The organism is Curtobacterium sp. MR_MD2014, from assembly GCF_000772085.1.
Classification (GTDB): Bacteria; Actinomycetota; Actinomycetes; order Actinomycetales; family Microbacteriaceae; genus Curtobacterium.
Window position 1 is genome coordinate 227,763 of the sequence record NZ_CP009755.1, and the last position, 15,912, is coordinate 243,674.

General features: G+C 73.3%; 17 protein-coding genes. 8 read left to right on the top strand and 9 right to left on the bottom strand.

Features of this window, described 5'->3' with window-relative positions; translation table 11 throughout:
• Genes NI26_RS01150 through aztB form a run of 4 tightly spaced genes read right to left on the bottom strand, consistent with a single transcriptional unit; the run spans window position 1 to window position 4,200 of the window.
• A complete protein-coding gene (locus tag NI26_RS01150) occupies window positions 1–1,185 on the bottom strand; it encodes a hypothetical protein (RefSeq protein ID WP_066657621.1) in 1,185 nt (394 codons plus the stop codon).
• A gap of 26 nt (window positions 1,186–1,211) precedes the next feature.
• Window positions 1,212–2,117 carry a metal ABC transporter substrate-binding protein gene (locus tag NI26_RS01155; protein WP_066651544.1) on the bottom strand — a complete coding sequence of 302 codons (906 nt, stop codon included), beginning with the start codon at window positions 2,115–2,117 and terminating at the stop codon, window positions 1,212–1,214.
• Window positions 2,114–3,316, bottom strand: a complete 1,203-nt coding sequence (locus NI26_RS01160; RefSeq protein WP_066651545.1) for a hypothetical protein — start codon at window positions 3,314–3,316, stop codon at window positions 2,114–2,116. The genes NI26_RS01155 and NI26_RS01160 overlap by 4 nt, the downstream gene beginning before the upstream one ends.
• Window positions 3,313–4,200, bottom strand: a complete 888-nt coding sequence (aztB, locus tag NI26_RS01165; protein WP_066651549.1) for a zinc ABC transporter permease AztB — start codon at window positions 4,198–4,200, stop codon at window positions 3,313–3,315. The genes NI26_RS01160 and aztB overlap by 4 nt, the downstream gene beginning before the upstream one ends.
• 50 nt (window positions 4,201–4,250) lie before the next feature.
• On the opposite strand from aztB, the gene NI26_RS01170 reads away from it, so the two are divergent.
• The gene (locus tag NI26_RS01170; protein ID WP_066651551.1) at window positions 4,251–4,877 is read left to right on the top strand and encodes a metal ABC transporter ATP-binding protein; all 627 of its coding nucleotides are present in this window, start codon (window positions 4,251–4,253) and stop codon (window positions 4,875–4,877) included.
• Between the two features lie 20 nt (window positions 4,878–4,897).
• Here NI26_RS01170 and NI26_RS01175 read toward each other — a convergent pair whose 3' ends face one another.
• Window positions 4,898–5,632, bottom strand: coding sequence for a copper homeostasis protein CutC (locus NI26_RS01175; RefSeq protein ID WP_066651553.1), 735 nt, complete (start codon window positions 5,630–5,632; stop codon window positions 4,898–4,900).
• Entirely contained in the window at window positions 5,632–7,170 is a 1,539-nt protein-coding gene (locus NI26_RS01180; RefSeq protein ID WP_066651555.1) for a M81 family metallopeptidase, read from the bottom strand. The genes NI26_RS01175 and NI26_RS01180 overlap by 1 nt, the downstream gene beginning before the upstream one ends.
• 134 nt (window positions 7,171–7,304) lie before the next feature.
• Between NI26_RS01180 and NI26_RS01185 the strand changes: the two genes are divergently transcribed.
• Window positions 7,305–8,036, top strand: coding sequence for a S1 family peptidase (locus NI26_RS01185; protein ID WP_066651557.1), 732 nt, complete (start codon window positions 7,305–7,307; stop codon window positions 8,034–8,036).
• A 90-nt stretch (window positions 8,037–8,126) separates the two neighbouring features.
• Here the strand turns inward: NI26_RS01185 and NI26_RS01190 are convergent, their stop codons facing one another.
• A complete protein-coding gene (locus NI26_RS01190; RefSeq protein WP_066651559.1) occupies window positions 8,127–8,945 on the bottom strand; it encodes an SDR family oxidoreductase in 819 nt (272 codons plus the stop codon).
• 129 nt (window positions 8,946–9,074) lie between these two features.
• Between NI26_RS01190 and NI26_RS01195 the strand changes: the two genes are divergently transcribed.
• A complete protein-coding gene (locus NI26_RS01195) occupies window positions 9,075–9,962 on the top strand; it encodes an SDR family oxidoreductase (protein ID WP_066651561.1) in 888 nt (295 codons plus the stop codon).
• A gap of 69 nt (window positions 9,963–10,031) precedes the next feature.
• Here NI26_RS01195 and NI26_RS01200 read toward each other — a convergent pair whose 3' ends face one another.
• Window positions 10,032–10,388 (bottom strand): VOC family protein, encoded by a 357-nt coding sequence (locus NI26_RS01200; protein WP_066651563.1) that lies wholly within the window; start codon window positions 10,386–10,388, stop codon window positions 10,032–10,034.
• A 126-nt stretch (window positions 10,389–10,514) separates the two neighbouring features.
• Here NI26_RS01200 and NI26_RS01205 point away from each other — a divergent pair, with 126 nt between their 5' ends.
• Both NI26_RS01205 and NI26_RS01210 read left to right on the top strand, forming a co-directional pair.
• Window positions 10,515–10,823, top strand: a complete 309-nt coding sequence (locus NI26_RS01205; protein WP_081984546.1) for a Dabb family protein — start codon at window positions 10,515–10,517, stop codon at window positions 10,821–10,823.
• 106 nt (window positions 10,824–10,929) lie between these two features.
• Entirely contained in the window at window positions 10,930–11,655 is a 726-nt protein-coding gene (locus NI26_RS01210; protein WP_066651567.1) for a phosphatase PAP2 family protein, read from the top strand.
• A 57-nt stretch (window positions 11,656–11,712) separates the two neighbouring features.
• Here NI26_RS01210 and NI26_RS01215 read toward each other — a convergent pair whose 3' ends face one another.
• The gene (locus tag NI26_RS01215; RefSeq protein WP_066651569.1) at window positions 11,713–12,948 is read right to left on the bottom strand and encodes a multidrug effflux MFS transporter; all 1,236 of its coding nucleotides are present in this window, start codon (window positions 12,946–12,948) and stop codon (window positions 11,713–11,715) included.
• A 46-nt stretch (window positions 12,949–12,994) separates the two neighbouring features.
• Here NI26_RS01215 and NI26_RS01220 point away from each other — a divergent pair, with 46 nt between their 5' ends.
• The 3 genes from NI26_RS01220 (at window position 12,995) to NI26_RS01230 (ending at window position 15,911) form a co-directional block, all read left to right on the top strand.
• Window positions 12,995–13,435: a MarR family winged helix-turn-helix transcriptional regulator gene (locus NI26_RS01220; protein WP_066651571.1), complete on the top strand. Its 441-nt coding sequence runs from the start codon at window positions 12,995–12,997 to the stop codon at window positions 13,433–13,435.
• A gap of 217 nt (window positions 13,436–13,652) precedes the next feature.
• Complete coding sequence (locus NI26_RS01225) at window positions 13,653–14,891, top strand: MFS transporter (protein WP_066651573.1); 1,239 nt, start codon at window positions 13,653–13,655, stop codon at window positions 14,889–14,891.
• A 48-nt stretch (window positions 14,892–14,939) separates the two neighbouring features.
• On the top strand, window positions 14,940–15,911 hold the full coding sequence (locus NI26_RS01230) for an NAD-dependent epimerase/dehydratase family protein (RefSeq protein ID WP_066651575.1): 972 nt from the start codon (window positions 14,940–14,942) through the stop codon (window positions 15,909–15,911).
• The last annotated feature ends 1 nt before the right edge of the window (window position 15,912 follow it).

Genomic DNA, 15,912 nt, shown 5'->3' on the forward strand with positions numbered 1-15,912 from the left:
TCAGGCGACCGCGATCTCGTTGGGGACGCCCGGCAGCTCGTCGCTCGACGCGACGACCTCCCCGGTGGTGAGGTCCACCGCGTGGATCTTCCGCTCGGTCGGGTCGGTCACGTACGCGACGTCACCCGCGACCTTCAGTGCGGGGTGGGCGTCCTGCCACTCGGTCGGACCCTCCCAGGCGTCGAGGACGTCGAACGTGTCGATCGGCTCGCCCGTCTGCTCGTCGAAGGTGTGCAGGGCGCCGTCGGAGCCGAGGATCACGGCTTCGTCACCGGGACCACGCGCGATGTCGCGGAAGGTGAAGCCCACACCCTCGGGCATGTCGGCCACGCGGTACTCGCCCGACGCGGCGTCGATGAGTGCGACCTGGTCGAGCAGGTAGCCCTCGCTGTCCGGGTCGTCGTTGTAGTCACCGACGGCCACGGACGAGTCCTCGGTGGTGAACAGGTTGCCGGTGCGGCCGTACTCGGTCGGGGCGTCGATCTTCGCGAAGGCGCCGTCCTGGTAGACGAGGGCGCCGTCGGTGCAGCCGAAGACCGCGACCTCGCCCTGCACCGCTCCCTCGCCGTGCACGTTCGGGCACTCCTCCGAGTGGGCGAGCTCGGTGCCGTCCTCGTCGAGGGCGCGGACGCCGGTGCGCTCCTCCTCGGTGCCGATCGTGCTGAGGAGCGTGCCGTCCTCGAGCACGATCGCGACGCCGTGGTGTGCCGCCTCGGACTCCGTGGTCTCCACCTCGGGCAGCGTGGCGCCGTCGAGGTCGTCGTGCTCGAACACCGTGACGTCACCGCTGCCGTCCGCGAAGAGCGCGGTCTTCTCGCCGTGCACGACCGCGTGGCCGCCGGTGTCGGCCGGGAAGACGGCGTCGGTCAGGGCCGGGTCTGCGGCGGTGTCGAGGACCCGGAAGCCCTCGGGCACCGTGACGAGCACGTGGCGGCCGTCCCCGGCGGGGTTCACGCGGGTGAAGCCGTCGATGCTGTCGTCGGCGACGACCCGCAGGTCCTGGTCGAGGGTGAGCAGGCCGCCGTCGTACGTGAGGACGATGCGGTCGCCCTCGGCGGATGCGGCCTCCGTGGTGCGGGTGCCCTCGGCCTCCGCGTCGGCGGGGCCCGTCGAGCAGCCGGTGAGGACGAGGGCTGCGGCGCCGAGCAGGGCTGCGGGCGCGAGCGTGGTGCGCAGAGTTGTCATGCGGTTCACTGTACTGATTCTCATTCTCAATTAGAAACCGACAGGCCGTCGACGATCGCCGCCGTGTTCGACCGCATCATCCCGAGGTAGGTCGAGGCGACACCGTCCTCGGTCAGCGACTCGGTGGCGAGCGGACGGATCGCCACGTGCACGTCCACCTCGTCCGCCAGCACCTCGGCCAGCCGTGCGGGCTGCGAGAGGTCGGCGAAGATCGTCGGGACGCCCGCCTCGTCGATCGCCGACGCGAGGTCGCGCAGGTCCGCCGCGCTCGGCGATGCCAGGGTGGTCCCGCTCGGGATGACGGCGCCGACGACCCGGAAGTCGTACCGGTCCGCCAGGTACCCGAACACGTGGTGGTTCGTCACGAGTGCCCGTCGGTCCTCCGGGATGCCCGCGAACGCGTCGGACATGTCCGTGTCGAGCGTGGCCAGCTCGTCGAGGTACGCGTCGGTCCCGCTCGGCTCGACGCCCGCGTCCCGCAGGGCGTCGTCGAGGGCCTCGACGACGTCGACCATGCGTGCGGGGTCGGTCCAGAGGTGCGGATCGGGGCCGCTGTCGTCCTCCGTCGTCCACTCGAGCGCGTCGACGTGCTCGCCGGCCGTGAACACCGGGACACCGTCGGAGGCGGCGGCCTCCACGTGCCGGGCGACGCCCTCCTCGAGCCCGAGCCCGTTCTCGACGACGAGGTCGGCGCTCCGGAGCCGGGCGGCCTCCTGCGCGGAGACCTCGAACGAGTGCGGGTCGGCACCCGCCGGCATGAGGACCATCACGTCGGCCGCGTCCCCGACCACCTCGGTGACGACGTCGCCGAGGATGTTCGTCGTCACCGCGACGACCGGGCGGTCCGACCCGGCGGACGAGCACCCCGCCGTCACCGCGACCAGTCCGGCGGCCACGGCCAGCGCGGCGCTGGCGCGGAACCGGCGGGTCACAGTCCGACCTCGGCGAACGCGACGGGCGCCGCGGCCAGGTCGATCGACCGCGCGAGGCGTGCACCGTCCGCGAAGTCGATCTCGTGCACCTGCTGCCCGGAGGCGTCGGCGACGTAGGCGCGCTGGGCGTCGAGCTGCAGGAGCGGCTGCTCGCCGGGGTCGAGCAGCGGTTCGGTCCTGGCGACCGCGCCCGTCGTCGCCGCGATCACCACGACACGACCCTGGTCGTCCACACCGACGACGTGCTCGTCCTCGTCGTCGACGGCCGTCACGGCGCGCAGGGGTCGTTCGGTCTCCACGAGTCGCCAGGTGCCCTCGCGGCTGTCGAGCAGCCACGCGCCCCGGTCACCGGCGAGCCCGGCGACCGTCGGTCGACCCGCGCGGGCGGCGAACGCCGTCGGGCGTGCGGCCCCGTCGGGCAGTGCGACGGTGGTGGTCTCGCCGTCCTCGCCGAGGACGACCGCCCCGTCCGAGCAGCCGACCACGGCGCCGGCCCGGGTGACGATGCCGCCCGCGGGGTCGGTGCACGCGGCCTCGGCGCCGGTCGGCTCGCCGTCGGCGTCGAGCACCCGGACGCCGTCGTCGGTGCCCGCGACCAGCTGCTCGCCGAACGGCAGCAGGACGGTCGCGTCGATCCGGACGGTCTCCTCGACGTCACCCTGTCCGAGTGCGGCCCGGTCGAGGACGACACCCTCGCCACGCTCCGGCCAGGTGATGGTCGTCATCGTCTCCGACGAGTGCACCTCGACGGGCCCGCCGCCGTCGATCGAGCCCACCACGCGCGGTTCGGCCGCGTAGTAGTGCGTGTGGTCGCCGTGGTCGACGGTCCACGAACCGCCGTCGACGATCGTGGTGCGGTCCTCGGTGCTGCTGACGAGGAACCGCCCGTCGGTCGCGGAGTGCTCCGGCGCCTCGACGTCGTCGAGCGCCGTGGTCTCGCCGCTCAGCAGGTCGTGCACCGCCGTCTCGCCGGCGGCGGACACGGCCAGGAGGCGCACCTGCGGCTCCTGCGCCTCGCTCGCGCCTTCGACGTAGCCGTGGGGCTTCGCCGTGCCGGTCGCGTCGTCGGCAGCCGGTCCGGTGGTGCCCGTGGTCGAGCAGGCGGTCAGGCCGAGCGCGAGTCCGGCGGCCACCGCTGCGGTGGTCAGGCGTCGCGCCGCGACGCGACGGGTCGTGGTGGTGATGGTGGGGTTCGTCATGCTCCCTCTCGTGGTGCTGGTGCTGGTGCTGGTGCTGGTGCTGGTGTGGTCGTGTTAGTCCGCCGCCCCCGGTGCGGCAGCAGGGCGACGAGGCCGCGGGAGACGGCGACGCCCGCGACGGCGACCGCCGCGATGCTCGCGCCGGCGGCGGTTCCCGCGTGCCAGGAGACGAGCAGGCCGGTGGTGACGGCGGCGCTGCCGATCACCGCGGCGAGGAGCATGGTCGAGCCGACCTGCCGGGTCCAGGCCCGGGCTGCGGCAGCGGGCGCGAGCAGGAGCCCGACGACCAGGAGCGTCCCGACCGCGCGGTAGGACGCGACGACCGCGAGCGTGACGAGCCCGACGAGCACGACCTCGGCCAGTCGGGGGCGGAGGCCGAGCGTCGCCGCCTTCCGGACGTCGAAGGCGGCCGCGGTGAAGGGCCGGTGGAACGCCGCGGCGAGGACGAGTGCGACGGCGACCGCGACGGCGAGCCCGCCGAGGTCGGTCCGGGTCACGGCGAGGACGTCCCCGAACAGGATCGCGGTGACGTCGGTGGCGAAGGACCGAGACGAGGACACGATGATGACCCCGAGGGCGAGCATGCCGACGAACAGCAGCCCGATCGAGGTGTCGTACGACAGCCGGGCGCGACGACGGAGTGCGCCGACGCCGACCACCATCACGCCCGCGCTCACGGCGGCTCCGAGCACGGCGGGGATCCCGGTGAGGGTGGCGACCGCGACGCCCGGGAGCATGCCGTGTGCGAGTGCCTCGCCGAGGAACGCCATGCCCCGTACGAGCACCCACGTGCCGACGACCGCGCAGAGGACCGCCGCCAGGGTGCCGCCGACGAGGGCGCGCAGCATGAAGTCGACGGAGAACGGGTCGGTCAGCCAGGTCACGCTGGGAAACGCTACATGAAAACGACTATCGATACTGATAGCGTGCTCAGGTGCTCACCACCGCGCTTCCCCCTGCCCTCGAGGTCACGCACCTCGTCGTCCGACGCGGTGACCGGACGGTGCTCGACGGTCTCGACGCGACGTTCCCCGCCGGAGCCGTCACGGCGCTCACCGGACCCAACGGATCCGGCAAGTCGACGCTGCTCGACGCGCTCGCCGGAATGGTGACGCCCGTCGGCGGAGGCGTGTCGGGCCTCCCGTCCGGCGGTGTCGCGTACGTGACCCAGGCGGTCCCGCCGTCCGCGCTCCCGCTGACCGTGCGGTCGACCGTCGCGATGGGGCGGTGGCGGGCACGGCCCTGGTGGCGACCGCTCGGACGGGCGGACCACGCGGTCGTCGACGCGCAGCTGGACCGGATGGGCATCACCGACCTCGCCGACCGGCCGCTCGACGAGCTGTCCGGCGGGCAGCGGCAGCGCACGCTCGTCGCCCTCGGTCTCGCGCAGCGCGCGCCGGTCCTGCTCGTCGACGAGCCGACGGCGGGCGTCGACGCCGGGTCGGCGGCCCTCGTGACGGCGGCGCTCGCCGCGGAGGCCGCCGCGGGTGTCGTCGTCGTCCACGCGGCGCACGACCCGGTCGCGATCGCCGCTGCGGACCGGGTCGTGGCCCTGGGCTGACGGCTCCGCCGGGACCGCCGTCAGGCCGACTGATCGAGGGCAGTCCGCGCTGCTGCCACCACCGCCGCGTCCGTGACGGTGTGGCCGGAACCGTCGTCGCCGCTGCCCATCGGGACGCCGTCGTGACCGCCCACGACCGACCGCTTGGCGGAGAGGTGCACCGCGGCGACCCCGGTCGCGACCAGTGCTCCGATGTCCCGCGCGTGGACCCCGGCCCCCGCCATCACCTGCACGGGCCCGGCGGCGTCGACCATGCGCGCGATCGTCGTCGCTCCCGCCGGAGCGCTCGCGGCGCCGCCGGAGGTCAGCACCCGCGTGACGCCGAGGTCGGCGAGCCGCGCGACCGTCGCGACCGGGTCGGCGGCGTGGTCGACCGCGCGGTGCAGGGTGACCTCGGCGTGCGCGGAGACCGAGCGGGTGGCGGCCACGAAGCGGCGGAGGGCGTCCTCGTCGAGGGTCCGGTCCGGGCGCAGGGCACCGACCACCACCCCGGCCGCTCCCGAGCGCAGGACCGTGCGGACCTCCCGCTCCATGAGCGCGAGCTCGTCGTCGTCGTACGTGAAGCCCCCGGGGCGGCAGCGCACCAGGGCGTGCGCCGGGATCCCGGTCTCGTGCGTGGCCTCGACCAGGGCCTGCGAGGGCGTCAGGCCGCCCAGCTCCAGGCCGATGCAGAGCTCGACCCGGTCGGCGCCCCCGTCACGGGCGACCAGGGCCCCGGCGGGCGACGTCACGGCGATCTCGAGGGCGACGGTCATCAGGCGGCTCCGAGGGGTTCGTTCGACGGCGGCACGATGCGCGCGGACAGGTCCGGCGGCGTCGCGAACTCCCGATCGTAGGGGAACAGCGGCCGCTCGATCCGGTGGTGCCCGAGGCGGAGCAGGTCCTGGTCGACCCCTCCCGGAGTGAGCGCCAGCATCCAGTCGGCCGCCATGTCGAAGAGTTCCGGCTCGAGGTAGCCGATCTTCACGACGACGACGTCGGCCCGACGCGGGTCGAGGTCGAGATCGGTGAAGTCGTGCTCGTGGTGGTACGGCTTGCGGAGCGTCGTCAGGATCGCGAAGACGCTGCCGACCTGCAGCACGACCTCGGTCTCGGCGTCCCGGTCGCCGTGCTTGACCGCGTGCACCCGGCCGGTCATCGTGATCGGCCCCGCGTGCACGTCGTCGACCTCGGCGCCCGCCGTCACCGTCACGGTCGCACCGACCCCGGCCGCGACCGCCTCGGCGACGGCGGCCGGGCCGGGGACGCTCGCGTAGATGACGGTGGGGCCGTCAGGGGTGGCGAAGGCCGGGTGTGCGAGCACCTGCGTGAGACCCCAGGTCATGTCACCGGAACCGCCGGCGGTCGGGTTGTCACCGGAGTCCGACACGAAGAACGGACGCGCGGTCCCGGGTGCGAGGGCGGCGGCGAGGCACTCGTCGAAGGAGCCCGTCGGTGCCACGAACACGAAGTCCTCGCGGGCGTCCCAGAACGCTCGGGCCAGGCGCTCGGCGCCCGCGGCCACGACGTCGCGGTCCCACCCGGTGACGACGGTGACGGCACGGTCGCGGGGCTGGTCGGCCCAGGCGTACCCGACCCAGATCGCCGCGTCGAGGACGCCGTCCTCCTGCTCGACCTCCGGCACCTGCCCGTAGATCGACGCCGCGGGCTCGATGCGGGTCGACGTCTGCTCGCCTGGCAGCAGCACCGGGATCGGGATCCACGCCTTCACCGGGCGCTGTCCTCCGACCGGCCTGGTGGCGAGCACGTCGACCAGGTTCCGGACCGCGCGCTCCTTCGTCTCGAGGGCGTCCTCGTGCGGGGCCATGCGGTAGCAGGTGACGAGGTCCACCTGGTGCGCGAGTTCCCGCGTGACGTTGCCGTGCAGGTCCATCGATGCCGACACGATGACGTCCGGCCCGACGACCGCGCGGATGCGGCCGAGCAGGTCGGTCTCGGCGTCGTCGAGCCCCTCGACCACCATCGCGCCGTGGATGTCGTACCAGAGGCCGTCGACCGGCCCGATCGCCGTCAGGCGCGCGACGATCTCGTCGGCGAGTTCCTCGTAGGCCTGCCGGGCGACGACCCCGCCGGGCAGTGCGTGGCCGATGAGCGCCCCGCGGAAGTCGGCGGAGTCCGCGTACGACGCCAGGAACGGGTACCGCGCCACGACCTCGTCACCGCGATCCGGGTGGAAGGCGGGCGCGAGGGTCCGGGTGGGCGTGAAGGTCGAGGTCTCGATCGCGAGTCCGGCGATCGCGATCACCGGGCGACGTGCGTCCGGAGCGGCGGCGGTGACGGCGGGGTCGGGCACGGGATCAGCATAGGGAGCGGTCGCGGAGTCCCGGTGTCGGTGGAAGTGCGGACTGGCGCGGCCCCCGGACGAGGGTCAGGATGACCGCAGTTGCATCCTGCAACGGTGCAGGAGCCAGGAACAGAGGAGTCCCCGTGAAGCACACCCTCGCAGCGGCGTTCGCCGCCGTGGCCGTCGTCGCCGGCGGCGTGTTCGCCGCCACCCCCGCATCCGCGCTGCCCGCGGGCACCGAGGTCGTCGGCGGTGAGAAGGCACCCACCACCACCTGGGCCGTCCAGCTCGAGGCGTCCGGCGGCACCATCCCGTCCGGGTACGTCAGCAACTGCACCGGCGAGCAGATCAACGCCTCGTGGATCGTCACCGCCCGCCACTGCATCGACGGCATCGGCGCGATGAACGTCTACCACTCGAACTCCACCACGAACCGCGGCACCGCCGTCGCGATCGACCGCGTCAGCGCCGCGCCGGCCGGGGACATCGCGCTCGTGCACCTGCGCAGCACCTACGCGCTGTCGACCTACGCCCCCCTCGACCTGACCGCCGCGGCGAAGTCGAGCGGGACCGGCGTCATCCAGGGCTACGGCCTCCGCGCGAACGCGCAGCAGTCGGACGGGCTGTACCAGGCGACCGTGTCGCTCACGGGTGCGACGCGCGACGCCTACAGCGGCAAGGCGCAGCACGTCACCGGCGTCACCGGCGCGTCGAACCACGGCGACTCCGGCGGCCCGCTCCTGGTCAACGGCAAGGTCGTCGCGGTGTGCTCCACCGGCGACAGCGCCGACCCCGGTGCGGACACGACGGCCGGGTCGAACTACGCACTGCTGTCGCAGTCGTCCTCGTGGATCCGGTCGACGGCGGGCGTCTGACCGACGCGACCCACCGACGGACGGGAGGCTCCCCACCAGCTGGTGGGGAGCCTCCCGTCCGTCACGTGGCGACGTGGGCGACGTGGGCGCTCAGGCGCCGTGTGCCTCCTCGGCGACCGGCTGCCACTCGCGCCACGTCGCGAGCCGCGACTCGTAGTCCTGCTCGGCGATGCCGAGCGGCGCCTTGCCGAAGAAGACGCGCAGCGGCGGCTGCTCGGCGTCGACGACCTTGAGGATCGCCGAGCGGGTCGCCTCGGGCTTGCCCGGGTCCGATGCGGACGGACGCTTCGAGGCGGCCTCGCGGACGTCCGCGTAGGCGTCGAGCTCCTCGCTGTGCTTCGAGGACGGACCGGACCAGTCGGTCGAGAAGCCGCCCGGCTCGACGAGGGTGACGGAGACACCGAACCCCGAGACCTCCTGCGACAGGGACTGGGACAGGCCCTCGAGCGCCCACTTCGACGCGTGGTACGCGCCGACCGTCGGGAACGCGCTGATGCCGCCGATGCTCGAGACCTGCACGATGTGGCCCGAGCCCTGCTCGCGCATGATCGGCAGCGCCGCCTGCGTGACCCAGAGCGCGCCGAAGAAGTTCGTCTCGAGCTGCGCGCGGACCTCGTCCTCGGTGAGCTCCTCGACCATGCCGAAGTGGCCGAAGCCCGCATTGTTCACGACCACGTCGAGCCGGCCGAAGTGCTCCGCGGCCTGCTGCACCGCAGCGGTGTCGGCGGCCTTGTCGGTGACGTCGAGCCGGATCGCCAGGAAGGTGTCCGGGTACTGCTCGACGAGTGCCTGCACGTCGTCGGTGTTCCGCGCGGTGCCGGCGACGGAGTCCCCGCGCTCCAGGGCGGCCTCCGCCCACTCGCGGCCGAAGCCCTTCGATGCTCCGGTGATGAACCAGGTCTTGGCCATTCGCTGCCTCCAGTTGCTGATCGGGTGACCGCGAGCAGGCAACGCCCGTCGCCCGGGTGCGACCTGGGTGCCCGGGTGACACGTGTCCGACTGGACCGGCACGGAGCAGCTCGCGAGCACCATGGCCCCATGAGCCAGTACGAGAAGCGCGACCCGAACTCCCTCTACCCGAAGCCGCCGTTCCCGAAGCAGGAGCAGTCCCTGCCGGGTGCCGCGTGGAAGATGGACCCGGAGCCCGACCACGGCGAGCAGAGCTACGTCGGCAAGGAACGGCTGACCGGCTTCCGCGGCATCGTGACCGGTGCCGACTCCGGCATCGGCCGCGCCGCCGCCATCGCGATGTCCCGTGAGGGTGCCGACCTCGTCCTCTCCTACCTGCCCGACGAGCAGGAGGACGCCGAGCAGGTCCGCGACCTCCTCGAGTCCGAGGGGCGCAAGGCCGTCCTCGTCCCCGGGGACATCTCCGACGAGCAGTACTGCAAGGACCTCGTCCAGAAGGCGGTCGACGAACTCGGCGGGCTCGACACCCTCGTCATGGTCGCCGGTCGCATGGACAGCAACGACGACATCCTGTCGCTGACCACCGAGCACTTCGACTCGACGTTCAAGACGAACATCTACTCGCTGTTCTGGCTGACGCAGGCCGCAGTGCCGCACCTCGAGCCCGGCTCGACGATCGTCACGACCGGATCGATCCAGGCCGCGACCCCGTCGCCCGACAAGATCGACTACGCGATCTCGAAGAGCGCGGTCAAGACCTTCACCGAGGCCGTCGCGCAGCAGCTCGCCCCGAAGGGCATCCGTGTCAACTCGGTCGCGCCGGGTCCGGTGTGGACGCCGCTGCAGCCCGGGTCCGACGACGCCGAGACGGTGTCGCACTTCGGCGAGCAGTCGCCGTTCGGCCGCCCCGGCCAGCCGGCCGAGCTCGGAGCCGCGTACGTGCACCTCGTCAGCCCGGAGTCGAGCTACCAGTCCGGCTCGACCATCACGATCGCCGGCGGGACGCCCGCGTTCTAGACGGCGCTGCAGGAGGACGGGAGGCGCGGTGCCAGCTGGCACCGCGCCTCCCGTCTGCGGGTCGTCGCGTCAGCCCTGCGGCGGCGAGTACAGCTGCAGGTCGTTGCCCTCACTGTCCTTGAAGGGCACGATCTTGCCCCACGGGTGCTCGCTGACGTCACCCGCGAAGTCGACGCCCTTGGCCTTGAGATCGGCGACCTCGTCCTCGATGCTGCCGTCCGGCTGGAACGAGACGACCGCGCCGCCGTCGCTCGACGGGCTCGCCGACTCCCGACCGTTCAGGCCGATGAGCAGCCCGTTCGCGTCGATCTCGCTCCAGTCGTCGTCCTCGCTCTTCACCGTCAGGCCGAGCGCGTCGCGGTAGAACGCGACCGCGCGCTGCATGTCACTGACCGGTACCCAGACCGCTGCCACTCCGCTTGCCATGGTGTTCCTCTCGTCGTGCCGTCTCGTACCCGGCCGACGGTAGGTCGCCTGGTTGCGTGCGGGCACAGGCGGGGTGGTGTCCCAGTGCTCGGGTGGCAATGTGGGCCGGGACGACGGGAGCAGGACATGGCTGGTGTGACGCACGTGGTGCTGGTGCAGTGGGACGCAGCGCGGGACGGGGTCGGCGAGCACGCCGTGCAGGCGGATGCGCTCTGCCGTGACCACCTGCCCCGCATCGATGGGGTGGAGTCGGTGCACTCCGGTCCGAGCATCAGCACCGAGGGCCTCGAGGGCGGGTTCGACTGGATGCTCACCGTGCGCTTCCGTGACCGCGAGGCGCTCGCCGGGTACCTGCCGCACCCGGAGCACCGGCCGGTCGCCGACCACATCGGCGCCGGCAGCAGCCGCGTCGTCGTGTTCGACGTCGAGGACTGAGCCGGGGACGTCCTCCGCCGGGCCACGAGCGTCAGGCTGAGCGGTCTCTGATCTGCGCGTGCCGCGCGTGCCGGGCACGGGCGGCTCTCCCTGGGACGATGGGCGGATGAGCACCGAGCCCGAGCGCCGCCGCAGGAGGGCCGACGTCGTCGGCATCCTCGAGCCGAACCCCCACCCGCTGGCGACCGTCACGATCGGCATCGGGGCCGTGGTCGTGCTGACGGTGATCGGGTTCTTCCTCGGTTCGGTGGACGCGGGGCTCGCGAAGGCGTTCAACACGCTGCACACCGGCGCGGTCGGTGCGTTCACGACGGCGGTCTACCACGTCATCAGCCCGGTGCCGGCGATCGCGATCACGTTCGTCGTCGCTGGTGTCATCTGGTGGCGGGCACGGGACCTCCGGCCGGCCCTCGGCTTCGGCATGACGATCGCGATCACGTGGCTGCCGTCCGCCGTCGTCAAGGAGATCGTCCACCGCGCCCGGCCCGACGTGGCGCTGCTGCCGCACCCGTTCCCCGTCCAGCCCGACCCCGGGTACCCGAGCGGGCACACGGTCTACATCACGGCGTTCGTGATCGCGCTCGTGTGGGTCGTCCGCGAGACGCGGTGGCACCAGGTCGCCCGGGTCGCCGGTGTCGTGGCGATCGTGGTCGTGTTCCTGTCGGTCTCGATCGACGCCGTGCACTACCCGACGGACGCGGCGGCCTCGATCCTCTGGGCGCTGGCGGTCGCGCCGGCGGCCCGGGTGGTGTGGGTCGACTGGGCGATGCCCCGCATCCCGTTCCTCCGCCCGCGTGAGGGTGCCGCGGTACCGCTCGGGCGCCGCCACTGAGCGGCGCACGGCCCCGCGGCCCCACGCCGCTACGCCCGGCTGCGCTGCGCTGCGCTGCTACGCCCGGCTGCGCCGCGCCGCCACGAGCGCGACGACGGCGACCACGGCGGCCGCGAGCATGACGACCGCGAGCGGCGCCGCCGTGTCCTCGCCCCCGATGCTCACGAGCGGCGACACGAGCGCCGCGAGCCCGAACTGCAGGGCGCCGAGCACGGCCGAGGCGCTGCCCGCGACCCCGGGGACCGCGCCGAGCGCCAGCGCCGTCGCGTTCCCGAGCACGAGGCCGAGCGACCCGACCGCCGTGAAGAGCGGCACCGCGAGCCAGAGGACGGGCGCCCCGGTCACGACGAGCAGCGCGAACGCCACGGTGGACGCCACCACGAGGGCGATGCCGAGCGTCAGGACGCCCTCGACCGAGCGGGTCGCGGTGAGCTTCGCCGACAGGATGCTCACGCCCATCAGCGCGAGTGCGTTCAGACCGAAGGCGAGCCCGTAGCCGACGGTGTCGAGCCCGAGCATGCCCTGGTACAGGAACGGTGACGCCGAGATGTACGCCATCATCACCGCGAACGCGAAGCCGAAGACCGCGGTGTAGCCGACGAAGGTCCGCGACCTCAGGGCCCGCAGCGGGGAACCGGACGCCACGCGCTCGGCCCGGAGCGCGTCACGCCGCGAGCGCAGGTGCGTCTCCCGAACGACGGCGAGCACGGCGACGAGCATCAGCACCGACAGGCCGAGCACGATCGTCAGCAGTCCGCGCCACCCGATCGGTCCGGTGAGCAGACCGCCGAGGAGCGGTGCCACCACGGGCGCGACCCCGCCGACGATCATCATGAGCGAGAAGGCGCGGGCGGCGGGCTTGCCGGTCGCCAGGTCGGAGATCACGGCGCGGCCGATCACCATGCCGGCCGCCCCGCCGAGGCCCTGCAGCAGCCGTGCGACGACGAGCACCGCCACGTTCGGCGCGAGCACCGCTGCGGCGCTCGCGAGGACGCAGAGCGCGGCGCCGGCGAGGAGCGGGGGCACGCGGCCGAAACGGTCCGACAGCGGCCCGAACACGAGCTGCCCCGCGGTCACACCGACCAGGAACGCCGTCAGGGTGAGCTGCACGGTCGTCGCCGAGGCGGACAGCTCCGTGGTCATCCGCGGGAACGCCGGCAGGTAGAGGTCGGTCGCGAAGGGCGCGACCGCGCTGAGCAGGCCGAGCACGAGCAGCAGGGGAGTCGTGATGCCCGTGGGGCGGGTGGAGGGCGTCGCCGTGGTGGCGCGGATGGATCCGGTGTCCGTCGTCATGGTTATGAAACCATAACTCATCGTCGCTGGACGGTACAGTGACGCCATGGCACCAGCGGTCTCCGACGACGCCCTTGCCGAGTTCGCCGACGTCGTCCTGCGCATCGGTCGCGAGGTCGACCCACACGGCCCGCACGCGCTCGACATCGTCCCGCTGACCGGCACCGAGGCGCTCGTGATGCGCTGGGTGCACCGGAACCCGGGTGCGTCCCCGAGTGCCGTGGCCGACGCCACGGCGCTGCAGCGCAGCAACTGCAGCGTCGCGCTCCGCTCGCTCGTCGCAAAGGGCATGGTCGAGCGCCGCACCGACCCGGGCGACGCCCGGACCGTGCAGCTGCACCCCACCGCCCTCGCCCACGACAGCATCGCGCGGTTGCACGCGCACTGGGCGGGCCGGCTCCGCGCCGCCCTCGGTGGCGACGACAGCGGCCTCGGCGCCGCGGCTGACCTGCTGGCACGCATCGACGACGGCCTGCGACGCGGCTGACGACGGCCGGGAGGCGCGTGGCGGCCCCGCCACGCGCCTCCCGGCCGACCCGTGGCAGGTCCCGACCCCGCGTGCCGTCCGGACGGGCTTGGTACCCTGGAGGGACACAACAGCAAGCAGTGTGTATCTACCGGCCGTCGGCCCCACCGACGGACAGCGGCGGCACCCGATGGGCCCGCCGCCGGATCAGGCCGGGCCCCAGAAGGCACACCCCCTCATGCTCCAACCTCGACGCTCCGACGCGTCCCTCGTCTCCCTCGCCGGTCGGTGGTACTTCCCGATCGCGTTCATCGCCCGTCTGCCCTTCGCGATGATGGTCGTCGGTGTCCTCACCCTCGTCGTCGCGTCCCGTGACTCCGTCGCCCTCGGCGGCATCAACTCCGCCTTCGTCGGCATCGGCTCGGCGATCTTCGGGCCGCTCGTCGGTGCGGCCGCCGACCGCTTCGGCCAGCGGGCCGTCCTCGTCCCCGTCGGACTCGCGAACGCCGTCCTGCTCGGCGTCCTGCCGATCGTGGTCGCGAGCACCGCGCCCGACCTCGCGGTCCTGGCGATGTCGTTCCTGATCGGCGCGACCGCACCGCAGGTCGCCCCGATGTCCCGCACGCGACTCGTGGCGATCATCCGCCAGCGCATGTCCCCGGCACGCCGCGACAAGGTCTTCAGCGGCACGATGGCGTACGAGTCGGCCGCGGACGAGACCGTCTTCATCGTCGGACCGTTCCTGGTCGGCCTGCTCGCGAGCACGATCGCGCCGTGGGTGGCCGTCGCCGGTGCGTCGGTACTGACCTTCGTCTTCGTCACCGCCTTCGCGCTGCACCCGACCGGCGCCCTCGTCGTCGGTGGGCCGGCACAGGAGACGCGCGCCCCGGCCCGGCAGCTGCTCCGTCCGCGACTCCTCGTGGTCGTCGTCGGGATCCTCGGCATCGGCCTCTTCTTCGGGTCGACGCTGACCTCGCTGACGGCCTTCACGGAACAGCAGGGCGAGGCGTCCCAGGCCGGCCTGCTGTACGGCGTGATGGGGATCGGATCCGCCGCACTCGCACTCGGATCGGCGGCGTTCCCACAGCGGTTCGGTGTCACCTGGCGCTGGCTCGTGTTCGGGGTCGTGCTGCTGGGCGGCGCGATCGCCTTCAGCCGAGCGGACTCCGTCGTGGCGGTCGTCCTCGTGCTCGGGATCATGGGCATCGGTATCGGCCCGACGCTCGTCGCGCAGTACAGCCTGGGATCGGACCGGTCGCCCGTCGGCCGTTCGGCGACCACGATGACGATCCTCGGCTCGGCGGTCATCGTCGGACAGTCGGTCGCGTCGGCCGTGGTCGGCGAGGTCGCCGAGCGTGCGGGCACCGGTGCCGCGATGGCGTTCCCCGCGTACGCTGCCGCGCTGGTCGTCGTCGCTGCCGTGGCGGACCTCCTGCTCGCCCGCCGCGAGGGCGCTCCGGCGGCCGCGACCGCCTGAGCCGGTCGCCGCGCGCCGTCGGTCGCCGCTCGGTGCAGGCTGGACTGCATGCGCATCCTCGTCCTCGGCGGCACCGCCTGGCTCGGCCGGACCGTCGTGCAGCACGCCCTCGACACCGGCCACGACGTCACGTGCGTCGCGCGCGGCTCGGACGTCCCCACCGGCGCCCGACTCGTGCGGGCCGACCGGGACCGCGACGACGCCCTGACCGGGGTCGCCAGCGAGCGATGGGACGCGGTCGTCGACGTCTCCCGCACCCCGGAGCACGTCCGTCGCGCAGCCCGTGACCTCGAGCCCGTCGCCGACCGGTACGTCCTCGTGTCGACCGTGAGCGTCTACGCCTCGCAGGCCGAGCGCGGTGCCGACGAGCACGCCGCCGTGCTCGAGCCGTCGGACGACCCCGCCGACTACGGCGCTGCGAAGGTGGCGTGCGAACGTGCGGTCCTCGACGCCTTCGGCCCCGAGCGCGCCTCGATCGCGCGGGCCGGGCTCGTCGGCGGACCGGGCGACCACACCGGACGTTCCGGCTACTGGCCGTGGCGGTTCGCCCGTGCCGCCGTGACCGGCCGTCCGGTGGTGGTCCCTGCGCGCACGGATCGACCCACCTCGGTGATCGACGTCCGCGACCTGGCGGGCTGGCTCGTCGGAGCGGCCGAGGGCGGACGGGCGGGCGTCCACGACGTCCCCGGCGAGGTCGTCACGCTGGGTCAGCACCTCGAGGCAGCACGGGCCGCAGCGGGCGGGGACGTCCCGGTCGTGGCGCTGTCGGACGAGGTGCTCCTCGCGCGTGGGGTGGCTCCCTGGGCGGGGGAGCGGTCCCTGCCGCTGTGGATACCCGACGACGACCACCAAGGCATGAACGACCGCCCGGCGGACCGCGCGCGTGCAGCAGGTTTGGCACGGAGGCCACTCGTCGAGACGCTGGCGGACACGCTCGCGTGGGAGCAGCTCCAGCCGGTCCACCCGCACGGCGCCGGCCTCTCGGACGACGACGAGGCTGCCGTCCGCGCCGCCGGGTGAC